The following is a 19,671-nucleotide window of genomic DNA, read 5'->3' on the forward strand; positions in this document are numbered from 1 at the left end:
CAATAGAATCACGAATTTACTCACAAATCTTGCTCTTTTAACTTGAATCCACCTTCAGCATTCGCCTATATTTTAGACAGGTCATTAAATTTAGTGAGATAGGCTTGGACTTCAGCATAGTTTCCATCAACAACTTGGCTTTATCTGATGTCCTCATTACCTTGGCTTCAGCATTAGGCTGTGGACTGTTGATTGGTCTAGAGCGCGAACGAAGCAAACAACGTGAAAACCAACAGAGCTTTGCAGGACTACGCTCCTTTGCCATTTGTGCCCTTCTCGGTGCCATTTGTTTTTTATTTGGTGTCAATATTGGCATTGTTGGTGCGCTGATCATCGGCGGCATAGTTATATTCTCAATGAAAAACCAAACAGAAGATTTGGGTTCAACCACTGAACTTGCCTTTGTCATGACCTATTTTATTGGCGCAATGTGCCTGTGGAATACCCCTTTAGCGGCAGGTTTAGCCGTGCTCCTGACCATTATTTTAATGACCAAACATTCTATGCACAGCATTGCTGGAAAATGGATTACTGAAGCTGAATTTAAAGACGGTATCTTTCTTCTAGCACTGATTCTAATTGCTTTGCCCTTAACGCCGAATACGCCTTTATGGGGTGCTGTGCTGAATCCCTATATTATTTTAAAATTAGTTACACTTATTCTTGGTGTTCAAGCGCTTGCACATATTGCCAAACGACTGCTGAACACTAAAAATGCCATGATTTTATCGGCAATCGCCTCAGGTTTTGTATCCAGTACCGCGACTGTTGCCAGCTTAGGCATGGAAGTACGTGCAGGTCGAGCACTTGCCAAACCCAATGCAGGTGCAGCGCTCATGTCCTGTATTGCGACTTTGTTGCAACTACTAATTATAGTCGCAGGTGTGAGTATACTTTGGCTCAAAACTATACTGCTGCCGACGCTTGTGGCAAGTGTCCTTTTAGGGATCTGTGCTTATGCGTTGGTACGATCTGCCCCTGCACAAGAACAACATCAACCCACTGATTCACGCATGTTTAGCTTAAAAGAGGCTGGCATTATTGCCCTGACTTTGACGTTCATCCAAGCGGGTGTGTATGGACTTAACCTTTGGCTGGGAGATGCAGGTTTAATCGCTGGGACTTTGCTGGCCTCTTTATTTGAAATTCATGCAGCGATGGCAACAGTGGTCATGCAAGGGGCACCGACAGACACGGCAGCAATGTCTGCATTTATATTAGGTTTGACTGCACACGCTGTTGCCAAGTCCATTAATGCCGCCTTAACAGGTGGTAAGCAATACTTTATAGCTTTTGCCCCGATTCAGATTTTGCATATGGTGGTTTTGATTGGGCTGTTGTATTGGAGCTTCTCTCTTTAAATCTCTCATTCTACGGCCGTGATATTCACTGTAGTTTCACCCACTGTAAAAGCGATATCAACAGCAGCAAATTTCATTTTATATACCCGTGCTTCATCATCCTGATACGCCGGTCTGGGATCTAAAGATAAAATGGCTTCAAGCTCTTGTAGGGTCTGTACAGACAATTTCCCACTCGTCAAAAGCTGCTGCTTCTGTTCGATCGCCCGATTCGACCATATCACCGATTTACGTTTAGGTTCATCTTGCGCATAGCCACTTTCCGCTTCTATAACGGCATCTGAGTAGTGAATATAGGGTTTAATATCGACAATCGGGGTGCCATCTAGCAAATCACTTCCTGTGACATACACTCGAACCGATTTCCCTTCTTTTTTAACGTACTTGAGCTTTACCACCGATAGACCAATCGGTGAAGGACGATACATACTACGCGTAGCAAATACTCCTATTTTTTTATTGCCCCCTAAGCGTGGCGGACGAACTTGTGAGCGAAACTGGTTTTTTTCTGGATTTTTATTGTCATGAAACTGCCACACCAACCATACATGACTAAATGCCTCAATTCCTTCAAAGGCCAGAACATCATTATAGGGTGCTAGCATTTCAATATACGATTCCACTTGAACCAAATTAGGCTGACGAGGAATACCAAACTTTTCCTTATAAGAAGAGTGCATATAGCCAATAATTGGCAAGGTTAACTCAGTCATCATCACTTTTTCTAATAAGCTCAATTAAATATATTCAGTTTATCGAGAATGATTTTAGATTAGAATAGCAACCTGTTCTAATTTGATAATTTATTGAGACCTTTAATGGCTGCTTTCAACGTCGAAAAGATTACTCACGTCCACCATTGGAATGATACTTTATTCTCTTTTAAAACGACGCGCGACACTGCTCTACGTTTTAAAAACGGTCAATTTGTGATGATCGGCCTTGAAGTAAATGGCAAACCGTTAATGCGTGCTTATTCTATTGCTAGTGCAAACTACGAAGAAGAACTTGAGTTTTTCTCAATTAAAGTTCCAGATGGCCCGTTAACCTCTATTTTACAAAAAGTTAAAGTGGGCGACGAAATTTTGGTATCTAAAAAACCAACTGGAACTTTAGTACTTGATGACTTAAACCCAGGTAAAAACCTATACCTGCTTTCTTCTGGTACAGGTCTTGCACCGTTCTTGGCGACCATTCGTGACCCTGAAACCTATGAACGTTTTGAGAAAGTGATTGTGGTTCATGGTACACGCTTCATTTCTGAATTGGCTTACCAAGACCTCATTTTAGACGAACTTCCGAACAATGAGTTCTTTGAAGAGCTAGGCATTAAAGATAAATTGGTTTACTACCCAACGGTTACTCGTGAAGAGTATCCAAACCAAGGTCGTGTCACAACTGTAATTGAAACTGGTGAGATTTTTGAGAAGATCGGTTTACCACGTTTCAACCCAGAAACGGACCGTGCAATGCTTTGCGGTAGCCCTGCATTCCTCGATGACGTTGCTGCACTTCTAGACCAACATGGTTTAAAAGAGTCGCCACGTATGGGTGTACTTGGTGACTACGTGATTGAACGTGCATTCGTTGAAAAATAAGATCGTATAAAGATATTAAAAAACCGAAGCTTAGGCTTCGGTTTTTTATTTACTCTACGCATAGTTTTATCTAATATTAAAAAAATAACAAATCTAGAATTTAAACCCATGACCTTTCCAGAACTCAAATTTAAAGACTATTTACATCCAAAACCCAAGCCCAGCGGCCTCGATGTACAGTGTAAACTCCAGCATTTTGCCCTCATTACTTATGCCGTTGACCCAGCTCGTTTTAAAGAGATCATTCCAGCACGATTTAAGTTAGACACGGTCCAGTACCAAGGCAAACAACATGCACTGATGTCGGTAGTGCCCTTCATCGATGTCGATTTCAGCTCTGCGGTTTATCCTTTTCCAAAATTCACTATGGGGCAAACTAATTATCGTGTCTACGTGATTGATCAGGAAACACAGGAACGTTGTGTTTGGTTTTTAGGAACGACTTTGGACTCTTGGACGCTAATCGTTCCTCGTTATGTCTGGCAACTACCGTGGCATCCTGCACAGATTGAGTTTGATTGTCAGCAAGATGCAGAGGGTCGATATACACAATATAAAATGCGGACTCAATCGGCATGGGCCACTTCAGATGTGCATTTGTCTCAGTCCGAACATGACCCATGGCTTTTTGAAGGCTTTCCCAATTTAGAAAGTTATCAGGTCTTCTTGACTCATCCTTTGGCAGGATTTTACCATCGCCGCGATGGAAAACTCGGCAGCTATCGTGTGTGGCATGGTTGCTTAAATCCAAAACCTGCAACGCTGCATTATGCTCGCTTTGAACTTTTAGCAAGGCTCAATCTTGTATGCTATGAAGATCAGCTCAAACCCTATAGTGTTCTGATTGAACCAATCAATGAATTTACCATTTATTTACCCCCAAGGTGCCTTAATCATTCGGCTGAATAACACAATAAATAATGAATACCCTACATATTTTAAGGGATATTAAGCATGATGAATAAATTTCAGCCAAAATAATGAGAGATTGGTTGTTTTTCTCCACAAAGTCTCTATAATTCAACAAAACAGACAAGTCTGTCTATTTTTGCTGAAATACTGAATGACCGAAAACATTCAGAGGGTACAAAAAATATAAGAAGGCACATTAAGTTGCTCATATTCATATCATGCATTATTGTCAAATAATGTGCGATATGGAACATAATCATTATCAGCAAAGCGCGATAACTTAACCGTTATCGCGCTTATTTATTTGTACGTGATTTATTTTAAGCGCATTTAAGCCAGCAATATAATGAGTGTATTAGGTTAACCTTAAAATCAAAATTTATATATTAGGCAGCTGAAAGTTCCATTTGAATTAAAGTATTCACACGCTTCCAATAATCTTCCAAATGTACTTGCTTCGGATCGATTTGTGCTTGTATGGTCATGCCATCCAAAATACTCGATAAAAAAGCCGCCAACTGTTCATCCTGCTTCACACCTAGACGATTCAAAGCCTGACATAACTTGCCTTTTAACCATTCTTTATAATCAATTGCGGGCTGTAGTGAAGAAGGATAAATTTTTGAAATTTCTTCAACTGCCTTTTGGAACATACAACCATTAAAATCCGCGCTATGAAACCAAGCATGGTACCATTCAAAAATTGCACGAATATGGGAGAGATAATCACTTGGGTCACATGCAGCAATCGTCGCTTCAAGCGACTGCTGTAAATTTTGGTTTCTGGTCACTAAGCATTCTTCAATTAATTTAGCTTTAGATGGGAAGTATTTGTAAAACGTCATTTTAGCAACGCCAGACTCGCTAATAATCCGATCCACACCGATAGAATTATAACTATGTGAGTTAAAGAGATTAAGCGCTGTGTTAATGATGTCTTCTTTTTTTGACATTTATTTTACCTGATGCACAAAACTTTAAAATTAAGCCATTAACCCAAAAGAACAGCACATGAAAACGAAATACATCGATTGAAGACGATATTATATATCAAATTTAGATCAACACCGTTTTTTTATAAGAAACAATATCAATATTAAAATAACCATTTGAAATATATAGTTTTTAAAATAAATAAAACACTAGAAGAGTCGGATCTTTTTCACTATGATAAAAATGATGACAATTAAAATTTACTTCGTATATGAATGCTCTCTCCTTCACCCAGTCTGAACATACCCGCGCAGAAGTTTTGCGCTTTATTGAACGATCCTTAAGCTCAGCGTCATGGGCAACCAATACTCAAGCGATCATCCGCTTGAAACAAACGACAGCCGAACATATTTTATTTCAACATCCGATACTGACACGGCTGCATCAATGCCAACTGAGCCTTGAACAGCTGAAATTTATTCATCTGAATTATTTTACCGCCATTGTCAAAATTTTCACTGATGCTTTGAGTATGGCTATGTATCAAGCACTGCAACTTGAGCACGACAGTAATATCGTGGAGCAAGACCGCATTGCAGCCAAGATATATGCACGTTATTTGTTGTCACTAAATCTTCTAGATGAATTGGGTTTTAATACCCATCAACTTGAGAAAAGCTCACCCTCTAAATCGCATTTGGTCTATTTCCTTCAACTGATGCAGCAACTTGAACTCAATGTCACCGATCAAAAACAGACCGAGCCTGAAGCATTTGCAATCGCACAATTTATTCAAGAACATATTCATTCTTATGCAGACTTGCTGCTCATTTTGGCTTGTACTGAATTACAAGTGATTAAGTTTAGTGAAGCACTCAGAACTAATCTCGCAGCCTATGATCCTTTATTTACCCAAGGATACTATGCATGTCATGGCCTTGCAGAAACATGTGATACAACCCTTGCTAACGATGACAATCATGAAGACGACGTTTGGGTGCTATTCACACAATGCTATAAACCTGAACAGGCTCTGTATTTCCAGCAACTTCAAACTGAATATTTAAGTCTATGGAATAACTTTTGGAGCAAGATGAGTTTACGAACTCATTAATTCACCTCAGTAGCTAAACGTCCTTGTACACTCACGTATCCAACTCTTGAATATGGAGTGAATTCACATCTTATGAATGCCAAGCATTAATTTCCAGCAGTAGTATTAAATCTAGAATTAAACCGTAGAAGCACTCTCACTTTTATTGTGCAGTCGAATTTTCTAATATACTTTTTTTGCGCTCAGATAACGCTTTGCTCACCACTTGATAACCCGCCGTCATACCTAAAGTCGCCATAATGCCTGCCACGATTATGTCTGGCCACAAACTGCCTGTACCAAACACACCTATTGCAGCAAAAATAACCGCCACATTCCCAATCGCATCATTTCGGCTACAAAGCCAGACCGATTGCATATTAGAGTCACCTTCTCTAAAGGCATATAAAATGACGGCACAAACCACATTCGCAAGCAAAGCAATCACACCAATCACCCCCATGGTCATGGCTTCAGGCGGAATTCCCAAAACATAGGCATAAATCACTTTACCTATCACGACTAAGCCAAACAGCGCCATGGTTATACCTTTAAGCAATGCCACTGTCGCCCGCCAATACAAGCTCGCACCAAGCACCGCTAGGGAAATACCATAGTTGACTGCATCACCAAAGAAATCTAAAGAATCGGCCCATAAAGATGACGAATGCGCATAAGCCCCACCAATGAGCTCCACCACGAACATAGCTAAATTGATCAATAAGGCTATCCACAATGCCGTTCTAAACTTACTATTTGGCTTTTGCGGTGCAGGTGCACAACTGCAAGAAGAACATGCCATATACACAACCTCTATTCAGACGTAATCATTTTCTATTATGATTAAAAACTATGGAGTCGCTCTAAGGTCAAGCAAAATGAATCAACAAAACTCATCTGCTATTTATTTGATGAAAGACTTAGTCCATAAAACAGGATTAAGTGCCGATACCATTCGTTTCTATGAAAAAAAGCATTTATTAGAACCTTCTTTTCGCGGGGACAATAATTATCGCTATTATCAAGATAATGCACTTAAACGACTCATCTTTATTAAACGTTGCCGCGCGCTGGATATCTCACTCAAAGAAATTGAATACCTGATTGAACTGGAACAAAAACCTCAACAAGACTGTAGTGCTGTCAATCAACTGATCGATGAGCATTTAAAACAAGTCGAACAAAAAATCATTGAATTGCAAAAATTTCAGATACAGCTACAACAGCTTCGGCAGTCTTGCTCAACTCAATCAACCATTGATGATTGTCAAATTTTAAGACATCTTGAAGCAGGGCTAGATGTATAAAACACATCAACGCAGAATTTAGAATATGGGTATTACTCAGTTTTGCTACCTATTTACTCAAACCATTCGTGGGCAATGCAGGATTTTTATCCTTATTTTCTTTAATTTTTTAATAATTTCAGAAATAAAAAATCTAGCCTAACCTCAAATCTAATAAAAATGATCCCTAATTATTTCGGATAAAAGGCCGCAAAGAACTCCAATTTTTTGATGATTAGAACCTCGAATAAGTTTTATATAACAGATCTTTTACTTTATAAAACAAGGGGATTTAAATTCATTTTTATCCTTAGCCACATAAAACCATATATTCAAACATTTATAATGGAGCACTCACATCCAGCATTTGAACATGTAATTTTCGCGTCTATAACCGTTTAAATTCCGAGTTGTTTACTAGGTTGAATCTATTTTTTAAAGCCCTACAATAAACCCATATTTTTTCTATGCCTTAGTTTAATCATGAGCATTCATCACGTTACTGAACTTCTTTCTCCTGCAGGTTCGCTTAAAAATATGCGTTATGCATTTGCCTATGGTGCAGATGCAGTCTATGCCGGACAACCTCGTTACAGTTTACGTGTGCGCAATAATGAATTTGACCATGACAATCTGGCTATCGGCATTCAAGAAGCGCATGACTTAGGTAAAAAGTTTTATGTGGTCGTCAACATTCAACCACATAACTCAAAACTCAAAAACTTTATTCGTGACCTCACACCTGTGGTTGCAATGCAACCCGATGCCCTGATCATGTCGGATCCAGGCCTGATTATGATGGTACGCGAACATTTTCCAGACATGGATGTGCATCTTTCGGTTCAAGCCAATGCCATTAACTGGGCTACTGTGAAGTTTTGGAAGAACATGGGACTGACTCGGGTCATTTTGTCCCGTGAATTATCTATTGATGAAATTGAAGAAATTAAGCAACAAGTACCAGACATGGAAATTGAAGTTTTTGTGCATGGTGCGCTATGCATGGCGTACTCTGGACGTTGTATGCTTTCCGGCTATATGAATAAACGTGATGCCAATCAGGGGGCATGTACCAATGCATGCCGTTGGGAATACAAAGTACACGAGACTCAGCAAGATGAAAATGGCGATGTGATCCCAGTCCAAAATCTGAATACAGGCTCCAACTGCTGTTCAAGCTCTAATGCTGATGAACTGCATATGCAAGCACAGCATCAGTTTGATGAACCCGTATTACTACAACGTCATGATGAAGACATGTTTGCTGCTGAAGAAGACGAACATGGTACTTACTTTATGAACTCAAAAGACTTACGCGCGGTGCAACATGTTGAGCGCTTAACCCAAATGGGGATTCATTCTTTAAAAATTGAAGGACGCACCAAGTCTTATTTTTACTGTGCCCGTACAGCACAAATTTATCGCAAAGCCATAGATGATGCGCTCGCAGGTAAACCTTTCGATTCCTCACTCATGACACAACTCGAAGGTCTGGCCAACCGTGGTTATACCGAAGGTTTTTTACGCCGCCACGTGCATAGCGAATATCAAAACTATGAAAATGGTTCATCCAGTTTTGACCATCAACAATACTGCGGTGAAATTTTGGAACGCAATGGCGATTATTTGAAAGTCGATGTCAAAAACCGTTTTGTAGTGGGCGATGTGCTCGAACTCATGACCACTTCAGGCAACATCATATTTAAACTAACAGAAATCCTCGATAAAAAAGGCAATCCAATACTTGAAGCGAAAGGCTCAGGACATGTGGTTGAAATACCCGTTCCTGCTGATGTAGACATGCGCTATGCCCTGCTCATTCGTAACTTACCGCATTCAAGCACTGACATTTCAGCGCCTGCATTGGCTTATGTTACAAGCTGACTGGGGATAATGCTATGGCACTACAAATAACGGATGCTTGTATTAACTGTGATATGTGTCTTCCTGAATGTCCCAATACCGCTATTTTTGAAGGTGATAAAATTTATGAAATAGACGTCAACCGCTGCACCGAGTGTGTTGGTTTTTATGATACCCAAACCTGTGTCGATGTTTGCCCAATTGCCTGTATCGAGCCACATCCAGAATACGTTGAAACACAACAACAACTGTTAGAAAAATTTAAAGGATTGAACTTATTTAGCGTCTAACCTTGGGGAAAGTAGAAAAGAAACCGAGTACTGACCACACTCAGAGTTTCAAAACAAAAACTGGGCAAAGAATAACAATAAACAAAAACTAAATGAAAAAGCCAAAGTGACTGGGGAGCACTTTGGCTTTTTCTTTGTACAAGATATTTGCTTTAAACGAAAAAAAAAGGAACTGAGCTGTTAGCGACTCAGTTCCTATCAAGGGTAAAACCAAAGATCAACAATACAGCATAAAGGGGAAAAGCCAACGTATATTTTGGGAGAGCGTTGGCTTTTTCATTTCACACTTACAGCCCAGAACGAATAATATAATCAAAAGCAGACAGAGCTGCTTTCGCGCCTTCACCTGTGGCAATGATGATTTGCTTGTAAGGCACAGTCGTACAGTCACCTGCGGCAAATACACCTTTGACATTGGTTTCATTGCGATCATTAATCACAATCTCACCACGATTTGAAAGCTCAACCGCTGTTTCTTTGAGGAAATCGGTGTTTGGCAATAAACCAATTTGCACAAAGATTCCTGCAAGCTCAACCGTATGTTCTACATCGGTTGTACGGTCTTTATATTTCAATGCTGTTACTTGTGAACCATCACCCACAACTTCAGTTGAGAGTGCATTCAGGATCACTGTGGTATTAGGCAAGCTATGTAACTTATCTTGCAACACTTGGTCTGCACGTAATTTGGTATCAAACTCTACCAAGGTCACATGTTCAACAATCCCAGCAAGATCAATCGCGGCTTCGACACCTGAGTTCCCCCCACCAATCACTGCAACACGTTTGCCTTTAAACAGTGGACCATCACAGTGTGGGCAGTAGGCAACACCACGAGTACGGTATTCTGCTTCGCCCGGCACATTCATTTCTCTCCAACGTGCCCCTGTTGAAAGGATTACTGTTTTAGATTCAAGCTTTGCACCATTTTCTAAAGTGACTTCAACCAAGCCATTCGCTGTCTCATCTGCACCTTTGATGTTAGAGACACGTTGTAAGTTCATGATGTCTACACCGTACTCACGTACATGTGCTTCCATTTCAGCAGCAAACTTCGGCCCTTGAGTCTTTTGAATCGAGGTATAGTTTTCAATGTCCATGGTATCCATGACTTGACCACCCATCCGTTCAGCCACGATCCCTGTTTTAATACCTTTACGTGCTGCGTAGATGGCAGAGGTATTTCCCGCAGGGCCACCACCAACCACTAAAACATCAAAAGCCTCTTTGGCATTGAGTTTTTCAGCTTCTTTGACTGCTGAATTGGTATCCAGTTTGGCAATAATTTCTTCCAAGGTCATACGGCCTTGACCGATATGGTTATTGTCTTGGAACACCATCGGTACAGCCATGATTTTGCGTTCTTCAACTTCGTCTTGGAAGAATGCACCATCAATCATGGTTGCTGTCGTGCCCGGATTGTAAATAGCAATCAGGTTCAACGCTTGCACCACGTCTGGACAGTTATGACAGCTTAAAGAGACAAATACGTCAAAGTTAGACTGGATGCCCAAAGCTTTGATTGAAGCCAAAACTTCATCCGATACTTTGGGTGCATAACCAGAGGTTTGTAACAATGCCAAGATCAAAGAGGTAAACTCATGTCCCATTGGTAAACCCGCAAAGAAGACACGCGGCTGTTCACCGGCTTTTGCCACACCAAAGCTAGGTGCACGTGAGTTTTGACCATCAAAACGTGCAGTCACCAGTGGAGACAGTGCTGCAACTTCTTCAACCAATTCTTTAATTTTGTCTGATTTCTCAGAACCGTTCAAAGTCGCAACCAATTCAATCGGACCTTCTAGGCGTTCAAGAAGTGTTTTTAATTGAGCTGAAGTATTTTGATCTAACATTGTTAAGCTCTCCAAAGCAGTCTATAAATTTATTTGATAGAAGAATCATAGAGTAAATCTAGAAATAGATAAAACAGTTTGTTTTTATTTTAATAATCGGTTTTATAGATTTAAAGATATTCATCATAAAAAGTCCCACTACCCCGCAGGACTTTTTACGAAGTCAAAGCTTAAGATTCACTCTGCATCCGCTGTTCAATTCTTAGCGTTCTGGCCTTTAACTGACGTGTCAAACCAAACAACAAAAGACTTAGCACTGCCATCAGTAACATCAAGATAAGTGAGAAGAATTGCATGACCTTAGTGAACTGCGCTGCTTGCTGAACTTGCTTTTCTACACTTGCAGCCATCGGCGTGAGTGTTTTGCCATAGAGTTGATGCTGCATCGTCCATAACTGTTCAGGCTTAAACCCATATTCAATAAAATGTGAATCGGTTTTTTCTGCTTGGACCAGAGCAAGCACATGCGGAATGGCTGCATTTTTATCGACAGGTTGGTGTAACAATGCCGTCTGCGCAAGCAAATAATGTTTTACAGGCATTTGAATTTGCGACTGCTGCAAATACTGTGCTATTTCACTTTGCTGAATGTTTTTATCGTAGTGTACGATTTGCTGAAAAGCCTCGCTTTCATCATCTTTTAAATCATATTGCACATAAGTCAGTCCTGACCAAAGCAGAATAAAGGCAATCAGCCATGCCACAAACTTCAGTATAAAAGACTGAAAACGTACATAGAAAAAATGAATTTTCCGTGTATAGTGCACCAGTATGAATGCCCCAATAAAAGACACCATGATCTTGAGCACAAGCCAACCAAACCACGACAGCAAATTCAGAAAATAATCTGGCTGATGTCCTAGTGATGCGAGATTTTCATCGACACTCATGGGCATATGCAGTTGCTGTATTTCAGTGCTCAGCCCAAAAAAGCTATAGACAAAATCAGGTTGTAGAAAATAACTAATGCTGGAGGCAATAAACAAGGCAGCACTCAACATACACCATAAACTCAGTTTACGTTGACGTTGTTTAAGTGCAACCACGCCTTGTTCAATGTGCTGAGGCTGAACAACATACTCATCTAAGGAAGGCAAACGCTTCTCCTCTATTGACCATCCACCTCGGCATTAAGATGGTGTCGTACGATTAGAACTTGAATCTAAAACCAATTGATTCAAATTGTCCTGCAAACTACGCAACCGTGTGGTTGCTTCAGCACGTTTCTGCATACCTTCCTTTTGTATTTGAATCACATCATTTACTGTTTTAATGAGGGTGTTTTGTACATGTTCAAGCGTCTCAATATCAATCACTGAACGTTGATTGGCTTTTGCTGTATCTACTGAGTTTTGATGTAACAAATCAGCATTGCGCTTCAACAAGTCATTGGTCGCATCATCAATGGTATTGGCCAACTGCACACTATTCGTCTGCTCATTTAAAGAAATCGCCAAACTAATTTGGTTTTTCCATGCAGGCAATGTAATGTTTTTAATCGCATAAAACTTATCGACCAACATCAAATTATTAGACTGGATAATACGAATCATCGGTAATGTTTGCATGGCTGATTGTTGTAAAACCTGCAAATCACTCACACGTTTTTCCAAATTATTGGCTAAATGATTGAGGTCGTAAACTCTCTGTGTCGTGGTTTGGTCTTGCCCCTGTGCAGTCAGTGTTGAGATTTCCTGCTGAATTTCATCCTGTTTCAACTTACCCGCTGCGATATACACACCGAGCTGTTTATATTCACTTTGCACACCATGAAACATCCGATCTAGCGTATCAACACGTGCTTTTAAACCAGACTGTGATTTTTCAATTTCTTTCACTAAAGTATCAATCTGTTCTTTGGTGGTATTAAAGTGCATATCAATATTATTCTTTGCGCCTTTAATTTTGCTTATCAAGCCACCGAAGAAACCTGAATTTTTCTTTTTATTTAAGATACTTGAGGTATTCAGTTGTTGTGCAACTTGTACCACCTGATTTAGCTTTTGCCCAGTTTCATCCAAGTCCTTATTTTGAACCAAATTTAACAACTCATCGGTATATCCTGAGGTTTGTGTCGCAATATTTTTACCATACTCCGCTACGGCGTTATGGTTGATTTCTGCCAACTCTTTCCGTGCTGCCAAGACCGCATTGAAGTCATCTTGTTGCAAGCCAATTTCTTGCAAATTTAACTGTTGAAACTTATGTTCAATCACTTCGGTGGTTGGCTCTACCACAAGACTGTTTTGTTCTGAGTTGGTCATAATTCACCTAATCTATTTCTTAAAGTGTTGGTTTCTGTAGTGATTTTTTTAAGGTATGAATCAATTTTTCACGGCTATTATCGAGCTTTTCTAGTTCAATTGTCGAGCTTGATTGCTGCGATTGTTTGACATGATATTGCCATGCCGGGATCAAAACCTGCTGTGCCTCTTTATATCGGTCTAACAAACTCAATGAAAGCTGCTGTGACAACTGCATTTGCGTAATCACAATATCATTACTGCTTTGCAAAGTCTGCAAGCTGTTTATTTTCTTGGATAAACGTTCTGCAAAATTATCTAAAGGATGTGCATTCTTCACAAATTTAGGATATTCCATTAAAAATGCTTCAGCCGCAGATATATATTTGGCCATTTGCTCACGTAAGCCTGTTAACTGCTGATAGCGCGCCTGTGACTTTTGAATTTCAATTTGTAATTTTTGGCTGAGATGATTGGCTCGATCCAACAGCTGATCCAGTTTTTTATAGTATTCAACTTGGGTTGAACCATATTCAATATCAATTCCGAGCCACTTTTGTAGCCCATTAAATTTGCGCTTCTTCAGGTATTTTTTTGAGTCAGCCAGTGACTGGATCAGTTGCTCAATGGTCTGACTCAACTGTAAAGTGAGCTGCGGGTCCACTCCATTTAACAGCACAGACTGCGCTTGAATGACACCATCTGCATAATGATTGAGACGATATTGATCGTTCAGCAAAGGAACCAAATCATTACGCTGGATACTTAAAAGTTCATCTGAATTGACTGGTATATCCCTTAAAGGAACAAGAACGTCAATTTGTGCCATAGCGCTTTAACCCAATAAAGAAATTGAATAAAATCATTTTTATAGTACAGCTTTTATGTCACATAACATGTAGATTTTTGCAAAAATGCTGTGACATCTTTTGTGCCGTAAAAATTATCATGAAGGTTATATCAGTTATTCAGTACTCTATTCATACTAGACCCAAACCTATTGAGTAGAAGTAAAAGATCCAATCAATACATACTCTGTTTTTATCTTCTATGGAGTTACAATCCTTTATGAAACAAAACGCATATTTGAAATCATAAAAAAGCCATGATCAACATGGCTTTAAAATGGGGTGTTTCGATATTATAAATAATTGCCTTCACGCTCAGGTTGATAAACCACTTTTTCAATTTTGACTTTCATCATTTGCCCGTCTGGCTGTGGCCATTCAATTTCTTGACCTTCAGCTAAGCCAAGAATTGCTGCACCAATAGGGGCTACAACATTGACCTGTCCCTTCTCGCCTTTAAAATCATGCGGATAAACCAAGGTAATTTCAGATGCTTCTGTAGATGGTGCAATAGTCAGTAAAACTTTTGCATTCATCGTTACCACATTGGCAGGCATATCTTGTGGAGCAACAACATCGGCGCGTGCCAATTCTTCTTCAAGCAACTGCATGGTCGGTGTAAGTTTAGGCTGATGTTCTAACATCGTTTCTAAACGATGAAGATCCTGCTCAGAAATGATAATTGCTGGGTTTGCCATGTGCTGCATTCCTATTTGAATACGGTATGAATAAAATTCTTATTAAAAATAATTTATTAGCCTATAACTTCTGTTATATCAGAAATGCAGTCTAAATTATATTTCAACTGATTTTGATTTTTTAATGCTATAAAAAAAGCCCCCTTGAGGGCAATGCTGTTCACTTAAGAGGAGCAGCATTTCGATCTACTGGATAACGGGTTTTTGACATCTTAACCGTTCGGGGTGTTGTTGCCCTCGAACGCCTTTCCAGAAACAGGCTACCTATCCCTGATCTCAGCTCCGATAGCCGCCTGCCAGTTCTTGATAATGGGTTGGCATTCGCCATCACGATCAGCTGAACGGCTATGTACTGGCATACAGGCTTGAAACGGATATCCGAAGGTGAACGCCCAAAGGCTACCGCTGCAAATGCCGCTTCTCGCCGGATAATATTGTAGGTCAGCAATAGACCCCACAGCTCTTGATAAACCAGCTCTACTGTCTTGCTGCGAAGCGTGATGGCATTATGCTGCATCGAGCTTTTGATATCCCGAAAACCTAATTCGATTTCCCAGCGTTCTTGATAGAGTCTAGCGATATCCTTTGCAGGATACTGATCGGCCGGCAGCGAGGTCAGAACCGTCTTTATTCGTCCCTTATCCACAGCATAACTGACTTGCCTGACTTCCCAGTATTCGGGGAGCATCGGGTTGTTCTTTCTTGCTTGGGGTGATACTTTCATCCGTACCCGCACGTCATCTTCTGCATACGTCTCGATCACCTCACTTTTCAGATTTTTGCGTTCCGGAATCAACCAGTGACGACCTTGACCCTGCATCGAGAGTGAAAGCAATAAGTCCGCACTCCAAAAACCCTTGTCAAACAAGGTGATCGAATGATCGGGAATCTGGCTGAGAAACTTCGACGCCAGAGGAATCTCCCCCCGGCGATAGGGACTGATCTGCGCATCGACTAATATATGCGAGCGCACATTCATCAGTGCGACGAGCCGTAGCATCGGAAATGGCGTCTGGCGCTGCGTGGAAGTATTCCCTGAGCCAAAATGCTCACGAAGATCATTTGTATCTTGGGTTCGCAAGAGTGCACCGTCGACAGCAAAGACCTGAAGCCCCTGCCATTGATCATCTGGGTAACGCTCATGTCCCCAGTGCTGACCTGTCTGGCGAAACAGCCACTCCACAGGATCTGCACCCAAACGCTTACGTGCTTCAGTTACCCCGCTGCGTGCCAACAGGTCAAGAGAGGCCAGTCCTTGAGCGCAAATATTTAGTCTTCTTGCCACTTCATGGACAGGCTCATCACGAAAAATCGCCATTCCGAGAACCAGCCAGAGAACCTGATCTGCGGGCAAGCGTCGCCTGCGGATAGTAGCCGAACTGCTCAATTTAAGTGCAGATTCAACCCACTCAATGGGGATATTATGAGTAAATGTATTCAGATCCGAGAAGTTAAACAGACTGTTGAGGTCGAGAAGATCCTGCTGAAACACCATAAAAAATCCAATGCCAAACCCGACATCGGATTCTCTAACAAACTCCGCCACGCTTCAATTGCTTAAGTGAACAGCATTGCCCCTTGAGGGGGCTTTCTCAAGTCAGAACTTAGTTTGCGTATACAGGAAATTTCGCACAAACAGCTTCAACTTTCGCTTTAACAGCGTTAATCACAGCTTCGTCACCTTTGCTGTCTAGGATATCAGCGATCCAGCCAGCAAGTTCACGCACTTCAGCTTCGCCGAAACCACGAGTCGTCACAGCTGGTGTACCAATACGGATACCAGAAGTCACAAATGGTGAGCGTGGGTCATTTGGTACTGCATTTTTGTTCACAGTAATGTGAGCTGCACCTAACCATGCATCTGCTTCTTTACCTGTTACATCTTGCTTAATAAGAGATAACAAGAACAAGTGGTTTTCTGTACCGCCAGAAACGATGTCATAACCACGAGCAATGAGAACTTCAGCCATTGCTTGAGCGTTCTTCACTACTTGTTGTTGGTAAACTTTGTATTCAGGAGCCATTGCTTCTTTAAAGCAAATTGCTTTAGCCGCTACCGCATGAACCAATGGACCGCCTTGGTTACCAGGGAATACAGCTGATTGTAATTTTTTCTCAATTTCTTCGTTTGCTTTTGCAAGGATTAAACCTGAACGTGGGCCACGAAGTGTTTTGTGTGTAGTGGTTGTTGTTACGTCAGCAATCTGAACTGGGCTTGGGTAAACACCAGCAGCAACTAGACCAGCAACGTGAGCCATATCTACAAATAGGTAAGCGCCAACTTTATCCGCGATGTCACGGAAACGCTGCCAATCTACAATTTGGCTATAAGCAGAGAAACCAGCTACGATCATACGTGGCTTGTGCTCAATTGCTAAACGTTCAACTTCTTCGTAATCAATTTCGCCAGTTTCAGGGTTTAAACCGTACTGAATTGCGTTATATGTTTTACCAGAAAAACTTACTTTAGCACCGTGAGTCAAGTGACCACCGTGAGCCAAACTCATACCCAAAACAGTGTCGCCCGGGTTAAGAAGCGCTAAGTAAACAGCAGAGTTTGCTTGTGAACCTGCATGTGGTTGAACGTTTGCGTAATCTGCACCGAAAAGTTCTTTAGCACGGTCAATCGCTAATTGTTCAATCACGTCTACATATTCACAACCGCCGTAGTAGCGTTTGCCTGGGTAGCCTTCAGCATATTTGTTTGTAAGTTTTGAACCTTGTGCTTCCATTACTGCTGGAGAGCAATAGTTTTCAGAAGCAATCAGTTCGATGTGCGCTTCTTGGCGAGCATCTTCATTTGTGATTGCTTGCGCGATTTCTGGATCAAATTCAGCAATTGAGATATTGGCAAACATTAGCGAGGTCCTATGAAATTAGGGCTTTTAAGCCGTGCTAAGATTGGCGCGTATTGTAGCATGAAGTTTATAAATTTCGAGAACGAACTTTACGCAGTTTTAAATAAAAAATCGCTCATGAAGCAGAACTCCTTGAGCGATTTGAGTCAAAGCAAATTACTGAATTGGCATGAGAGTTTTTACATCGGTCACAAAATTATCCAAATTACGAGTATAAACAGTCGTATGATTCCATTTATCAACTGGAGCAAGTAATCCATCATTTTTGTAAGTAATGACTGTCCCTGCTGGTGCAGTATTCACTAAAAAATCCGTAACCTTTCTAGGCACAGTCTCATCAAATGATCCTTGATAAATAATGATTGGAGTACTTATCTTCTTTTTCAAAGGCTGAGAACCATTTGCTAGAAAATCTTTCACTTCCGGAATATTGGTCATAAACCCAGTTTGGGTACGTGGATATCCCTCTATTGTTCCAAAAATGTCTGCGTAATCGACCATTGGGGCACGAAAAGTACCTCCTAATAGCGTATAACATAGAGACTCAGCTTGTCTCGCAATATCATCTGTTGGAATTTCAAAGACTTCACTATAGCGTAATGCTGGGTAAGGATTTCTTAATCCTGCTGTAATTAAAGCAGTAAAAGTATCTAATGGCGCAAGAATATTAATTTTTTTCGTTAGATCCGTTTCCGTAGCAGCTTGCTGCTCACCACCTGCGAGGATTAAACTCAGGTTGGATGCTGGTGCAATGGCAATAGCGCCTTTGTAATCGAGCTGTGCTCTTGATGCATTCTCAGCAGCACCTAATGCGGCATGTCCCCCTTGAGAATGACCAATAACAGTCCAGCGCTTCTCCGTTGTATTCCCCAAATTTTTACTCGCGGCAACAACTGCATCTGTGATCGAATAAGCCTCACTTTTCAGATTTAAAAATGGATGTAACTCACGACCTCCAGGTTCACCTAAGCCTTCATAATCTGGAGCAACCACGGCATAACCTGCTACAAGTAACTTTGCAATTAAGAATTCGTTTCCACCTAAACCTTGCTGACTCGGGGCACATTGATCAGCAACACCTGTAGTTCCATGTGCCCATGCAACGATCGGCCAACCGCCTGCTGGCATTGGCCCTTTTGGTTTAAAGACTAAAGCTGTTGCTTGCGTTTCACTTCCATTGACCCCACGCATTAAATAGGTCATCAATGTTTTAGAACTACTAACACTATCCAACACAACATTAGCATTAATATCTACATCTGTATAAGCCTCGACTCTAACCACTGGATTAACAATATTATTTTTAGGCACCCCATCATCTACGATAACAGAAGTTGAATCGCCATCCCCTCCTCCACAGGCTGTTAAAACAAGCACAGAACTACTGACGAACACGGCCAATATATGTTTTTTCATCTTAAAATTCCTTAATGACATTTTTTCTTGTTGTAACGATTCAAATCACTTGAATACATTAATGATTTACGCCTCAAAATGACACATGGCAAGACCAGTTACGAGAATGATACAAAGTGAACATTGTCTGCAAGTGAGCACTTACCATTGTTATAAAAACTGGTCATTGGAACTTAAAATAAATCCTGATCCCACAACTGAATTCAGGCATTAAGCTCTTCTCTAGTCTTTGTTTGAACCGAATCCCAAAGAATTATTTTAATTTTAAGCAAAAATTTTCCTTGTAATCTGCCTAAATAAATCAACAAGTAACTTCCAACTTTTTCCTTGCTCAATAAAGTCTGATCTCTAATCACGCAGGTTCACCAGATGATTTAAACAACATCACTGCACAAAATCAGCGAATAAACCACAAATCT

The 19,671-nt window shown here is 40.7% G+C and carries 18 protein-coding genes; 7 read left to right on the forward strand and 11 right to left on the reverse strand.

Features of this window, described 5'->3' with window-relative positions:
- Window positions 1-104: 104 nt before the first annotated feature.
- Window positions 105-1,361 (forward strand): MgtC/SapB family protein, encoded by a 1,257-nt coding sequence (locus AC4CUX_RS01600; protein WP_201951966.1) that lies wholly within the window; start codon window positions 105-107, stop codon window positions 1,359-1,361.
- Between the two features lie 5 nt (window positions 1,362-1,366).
- Here the strand turns inward: AC4CUX_RS01600 and tsaA are convergent, their stop codons facing one another.
- The gene (gene tsaA, locus AC4CUX_RS01605) at window positions 1,367-2,077 is read right to left on the reverse strand and encodes a tRNA (N6-threonylcarbamoyladenosine(37)-N6)-methyltransferase TrmO (protein WP_039890059.1); all 711 of its coding nucleotides are present in this window, start codon (window positions 2,075-2,077) and stop codon (window positions 1,367-1,369) included.
- A 102-nt stretch (window positions 2,078-2,179) separates the two neighbouring features.
- Between tsaA and AC4CUX_RS01610 the strand changes: the two genes are divergently transcribed.
- Both AC4CUX_RS01610 and AC4CUX_RS01615 read left to right on the forward strand, forming a co-directional pair.
- Window positions 2,180-2,959 (forward strand): ferredoxin--NADP reductase, encoded by a 780-nt coding sequence (locus AC4CUX_RS01610; RefSeq protein ID WP_004696086.1) that lies wholly within the window; start codon window positions 2,180-2,182, stop codon window positions 2,957-2,959.
- A 108-nt stretch (window positions 2,960-3,067) separates the two neighbouring features.
- Window positions 3,068-3,868, forward strand: a complete 801-nt coding sequence (locus tag AC4CUX_RS01615; protein ID WP_201951969.1) for a DUF2071 domain-containing protein — start codon at window positions 3,068-3,070, stop codon at window positions 3,866-3,868.
- Between the two features lie 389 nt (window positions 3,869-4,257).
- On the opposite strand, the gene AC4CUX_RS01620 is transcribed toward AC4CUX_RS01615, so the two are convergent.
- Window positions 4,258-4,824 (reverse strand): TetR/AcrR family transcriptional regulator, encoded by a 567-nt coding sequence (locus tag AC4CUX_RS01620; protein WP_005400544.1) that lies wholly within the window; start codon window positions 4,822-4,824, stop codon window positions 4,258-4,260.
- Between the two features lie 251 nt (window positions 4,825-5,075).
- Between AC4CUX_RS01620 and AC4CUX_RS01625 the strand changes: the two genes are divergently transcribed.
- Window positions 5,076-5,918, forward strand: a complete 843-nt coding sequence (locus AC4CUX_RS01625; protein ID WP_005400543.1) for a hypothetical protein — start codon at window positions 5,076-5,078, stop codon at window positions 5,916-5,918.
- Between the two features lie 142 nt (window positions 5,919-6,060).
- Here AC4CUX_RS01625 and AC4CUX_RS01630 read toward each other — a convergent pair whose 3' ends face one another.
- Window positions 6,061-6,699: a cation efflux transmembrane domain-containing protein gene (locus tag AC4CUX_RS01630; protein WP_039890057.1), complete on the reverse strand. Its 639-nt coding sequence runs from the start codon at window positions 6,697-6,699 to the stop codon at window positions 6,061-6,063.
- Between the two features lie 76 nt (window positions 6,700-6,775).
- Here AC4CUX_RS01630 and AC4CUX_RS01635 point away from each other — a divergent pair, with 76 nt between their 5' ends.
- The 3 genes from AC4CUX_RS01635 (at window position 6,776) to AC4CUX_RS01645 (ending at window position 9,336) form a co-directional block, all read left to right on the forward strand.
- A complete protein-coding gene (locus tag AC4CUX_RS01635) occupies window positions 6,776-7,204 on the forward strand; it encodes a Cd(II)/Pb(II)-responsive transcriptional regulator (protein WP_005400541.1) in 429 nt (142 codons plus the stop codon).
- A gap of 462 nt (window positions 7,205-7,666) precedes the next feature.
- Window positions 7,667-9,067 (forward strand): prephenate-dependent tRNA uridine(34) hydroxylase TrhP, encoded by a 1,401-nt coding sequence (trhP, locus tag AC4CUX_RS01640; protein WP_078389480.1) that lies wholly within the window; start codon window positions 7,667-7,669, stop codon window positions 9,065-9,067.
- Between the two features lie 14 nt (window positions 9,068-9,081).
- Window positions 9,082-9,336, forward strand: coding sequence for a YfhL family 4Fe-4S dicluster ferredoxin (locus AC4CUX_RS01645; RefSeq protein WP_078389479.1), 255 nt, complete (start codon window positions 9,082-9,084; stop codon window positions 9,334-9,336).
- A gap of 287 nt (window positions 9,337-9,623) precedes the next feature.
- Here AC4CUX_RS01645 and ahpF read toward each other — a convergent pair whose 3' ends face one another.
- From ahpF to AC4CUX_RS01685, 8 genes are all read right to left on the reverse strand, one after another.
- Window positions 9,624-11,189, reverse strand: a complete 1,566-nt coding sequence (gene ahpF / locus AC4CUX_RS01650) for an alkyl hydroperoxide reductase subunit F (protein ID WP_490792119.1) — start codon at window positions 11,187-11,189, stop codon at window positions 9,624-9,626.
- Between the two features lie 170 nt (window positions 11,190-11,359).
- Window positions 11,360-12,286, reverse strand: a complete 927-nt coding sequence (locus AC4CUX_RS01655; RefSeq protein WP_078426580.1) for a hypothetical protein — start codon at window positions 12,284-12,286, stop codon at window positions 11,360-11,362.
- Window positions 12,287-12,319: 33 nt separating this feature from the next.
- The gene (locus tag AC4CUX_RS01660) at window positions 12,320-13,453 is read right to left on the reverse strand and encodes a toxic anion resistance protein (protein WP_004696049.1); all 1,134 of its coding nucleotides are present in this window, start codon (window positions 13,451-13,453) and stop codon (window positions 12,320-12,322) included.
- Window positions 13,454-13,472: 19 nt separating this feature from the next.
- Entirely contained in the window at window positions 13,473-14,261 is a 789-nt protein-coding gene (locus tag AC4CUX_RS01665; RefSeq protein ID WP_201951973.1) for a tellurium resistance protein, read from the reverse strand.
- Window positions 14,262-14,573: 312 nt separating this feature from the next.
- Complete coding sequence (gene rnk, locus AC4CUX_RS01670) at window positions 14,574-14,978, reverse strand: nucleoside diphosphate kinase regulator (RefSeq protein ID WP_005400535.1); 405 nt, start codon at window positions 14,976-14,978, stop codon at window positions 14,574-14,576.
- A gap of 160 nt (window positions 14,979-15,138) precedes the next feature.
- Entirely contained in the window at window positions 15,139-16,473 is a 1,335-nt protein-coding gene (locus AC4CUX_RS01675) for an IS4 family transposase (protein WP_201953753.1), read from the reverse strand.
- 109 nt (window positions 16,474-16,582) lie between these two features.
- Window positions 16,583-17,836, reverse strand: coding sequence for a serine hydroxymethyltransferase (glyA, locus tag AC4CUX_RS01680; RefSeq protein WP_005400534.1), 1,254 nt, complete (start codon window positions 17,834-17,836; stop codon window positions 16,583-16,585).
- Window positions 17,837-17,992: 156 nt separating this feature from the next.
- Entirely contained in the window at window positions 17,993-19,252 is a 1,260-nt protein-coding gene (locus tag AC4CUX_RS01685) for an alpha/beta hydrolase (protein WP_078389474.1), read from the reverse strand.
- Window positions 19,253-19,671: the final 419 nt, after the last annotated feature.

This window comes from Acinetobacter sp. 231_lipA, assembly GCF_058243005.1.

What these genes read in the sequence shown, in the direction of transcription:
- trhP (WP_078389480.1), top strand. Translation starts at nt 7,667, where the DNA reads ATGAGCATTCATCACGTTACTGAACTTCTTTCTCCTGCAGGTTCGCTT.
- AC4CUX_RS01685 (WP_078389474.1), bottom strand. Translation starts at nt 19,252, where the DNA reads ATGAAAAAACATATATTGGCCGTGTTCGTCAGTAGTTCTGTGCTTGTT.
- AC4CUX_RS01645 (WP_078389479.1), top strand. Translation starts at nt 9,082, where the DNA reads ATGGCACTACAAATAACGGATGCTTGTATTAACTGTGATATGTGTCTT.
- rnk (WP_005400535.1), bottom strand. Translation starts at nt 14,978, where the DNA reads ATGGCAAACCCAGCAATTATCATTTCTGAGCAGGATCTTCATCGTTTA.
- ahpF (WP_490792119.1), bottom strand. Translation starts at nt 11,189, where the DNA reads ATGTTAGATCAAAATACTTCAGCTCAATTAAAAACACTTCTTGAACGC.
- AC4CUX_RS01630 (WP_039890057.1), bottom strand. Translation starts at nt 6,699, where the DNA reads ATGGCATGTTCTTCTTGCAGTTGTGCACCTGCACCGCAAAAGCCAAAT.
- glyA (WP_005400534.1), bottom strand. Translation starts at nt 17,836, where the DNA reads ATGTTTGCCAATATCTCAATTGCTGAATTTGATCCAGAAATCGCGCAA.
- AC4CUX_RS01660 (WP_004696049.1), bottom strand. Translation starts at nt 13,453, where the DNA reads ATGACCAACTCAGAACAAAACAGTCTTGTGGTAGAGCCAACCACCGAA.
- AC4CUX_RS01620 (WP_005400544.1), bottom strand. Translation starts at nt 4,824, where the DNA reads ATGTCAAAAAAAGAAGACATCATTAACACAGCGCTTAATCTCTTTAAC.
- AC4CUX_RS01625 (WP_005400543.1), top strand. Translation starts at nt 5,076, where the DNA reads ATGAATGCTCTCTCCTTCACCCAGTCTGAACATACCCGCGCAGAAGTT.
- AC4CUX_RS01665 (WP_201951973.1), bottom strand. Translation starts at nt 14,261, where the DNA reads ATGGCACAAATTGACGTTCTTGTTCCTTTAAGGGATATACCAGTCAAT.
- AC4CUX_RS01635 (WP_005400541.1), top strand. Translation starts at nt 6,776, where the DNA reads ATGAATCAACAAAACTCATCTGCTATTTATTTGATGAAAGACTTAGTC.
- tsaA (WP_039890059.1), bottom strand. Translation starts at nt 2,077, where the DNA reads ATGATGACTGAGTTAACCTTGCCAATTATTGGCTATATGCACTCTTCT.
- AC4CUX_RS01610 (WP_004696086.1), top strand. Translation starts at nt 2,180, where the DNA reads ATGGCTGCTTTCAACGTCGAAAAGATTACTCACGTCCACCATTGGAAT.
- AC4CUX_RS01615 (WP_201951969.1), top strand. Translation starts at nt 3,068, where the DNA reads ATGACCTTTCCAGAACTCAAATTTAAAGACTATTTACATCCAAAACCC.
- AC4CUX_RS01675 (WP_201953753.1), bottom strand. Translation starts at nt 16,473, where the DNA reads ATGGTGTTTCAGCAGGATCTTCTCGACCTCAACAGTCTGTTTAACTTC.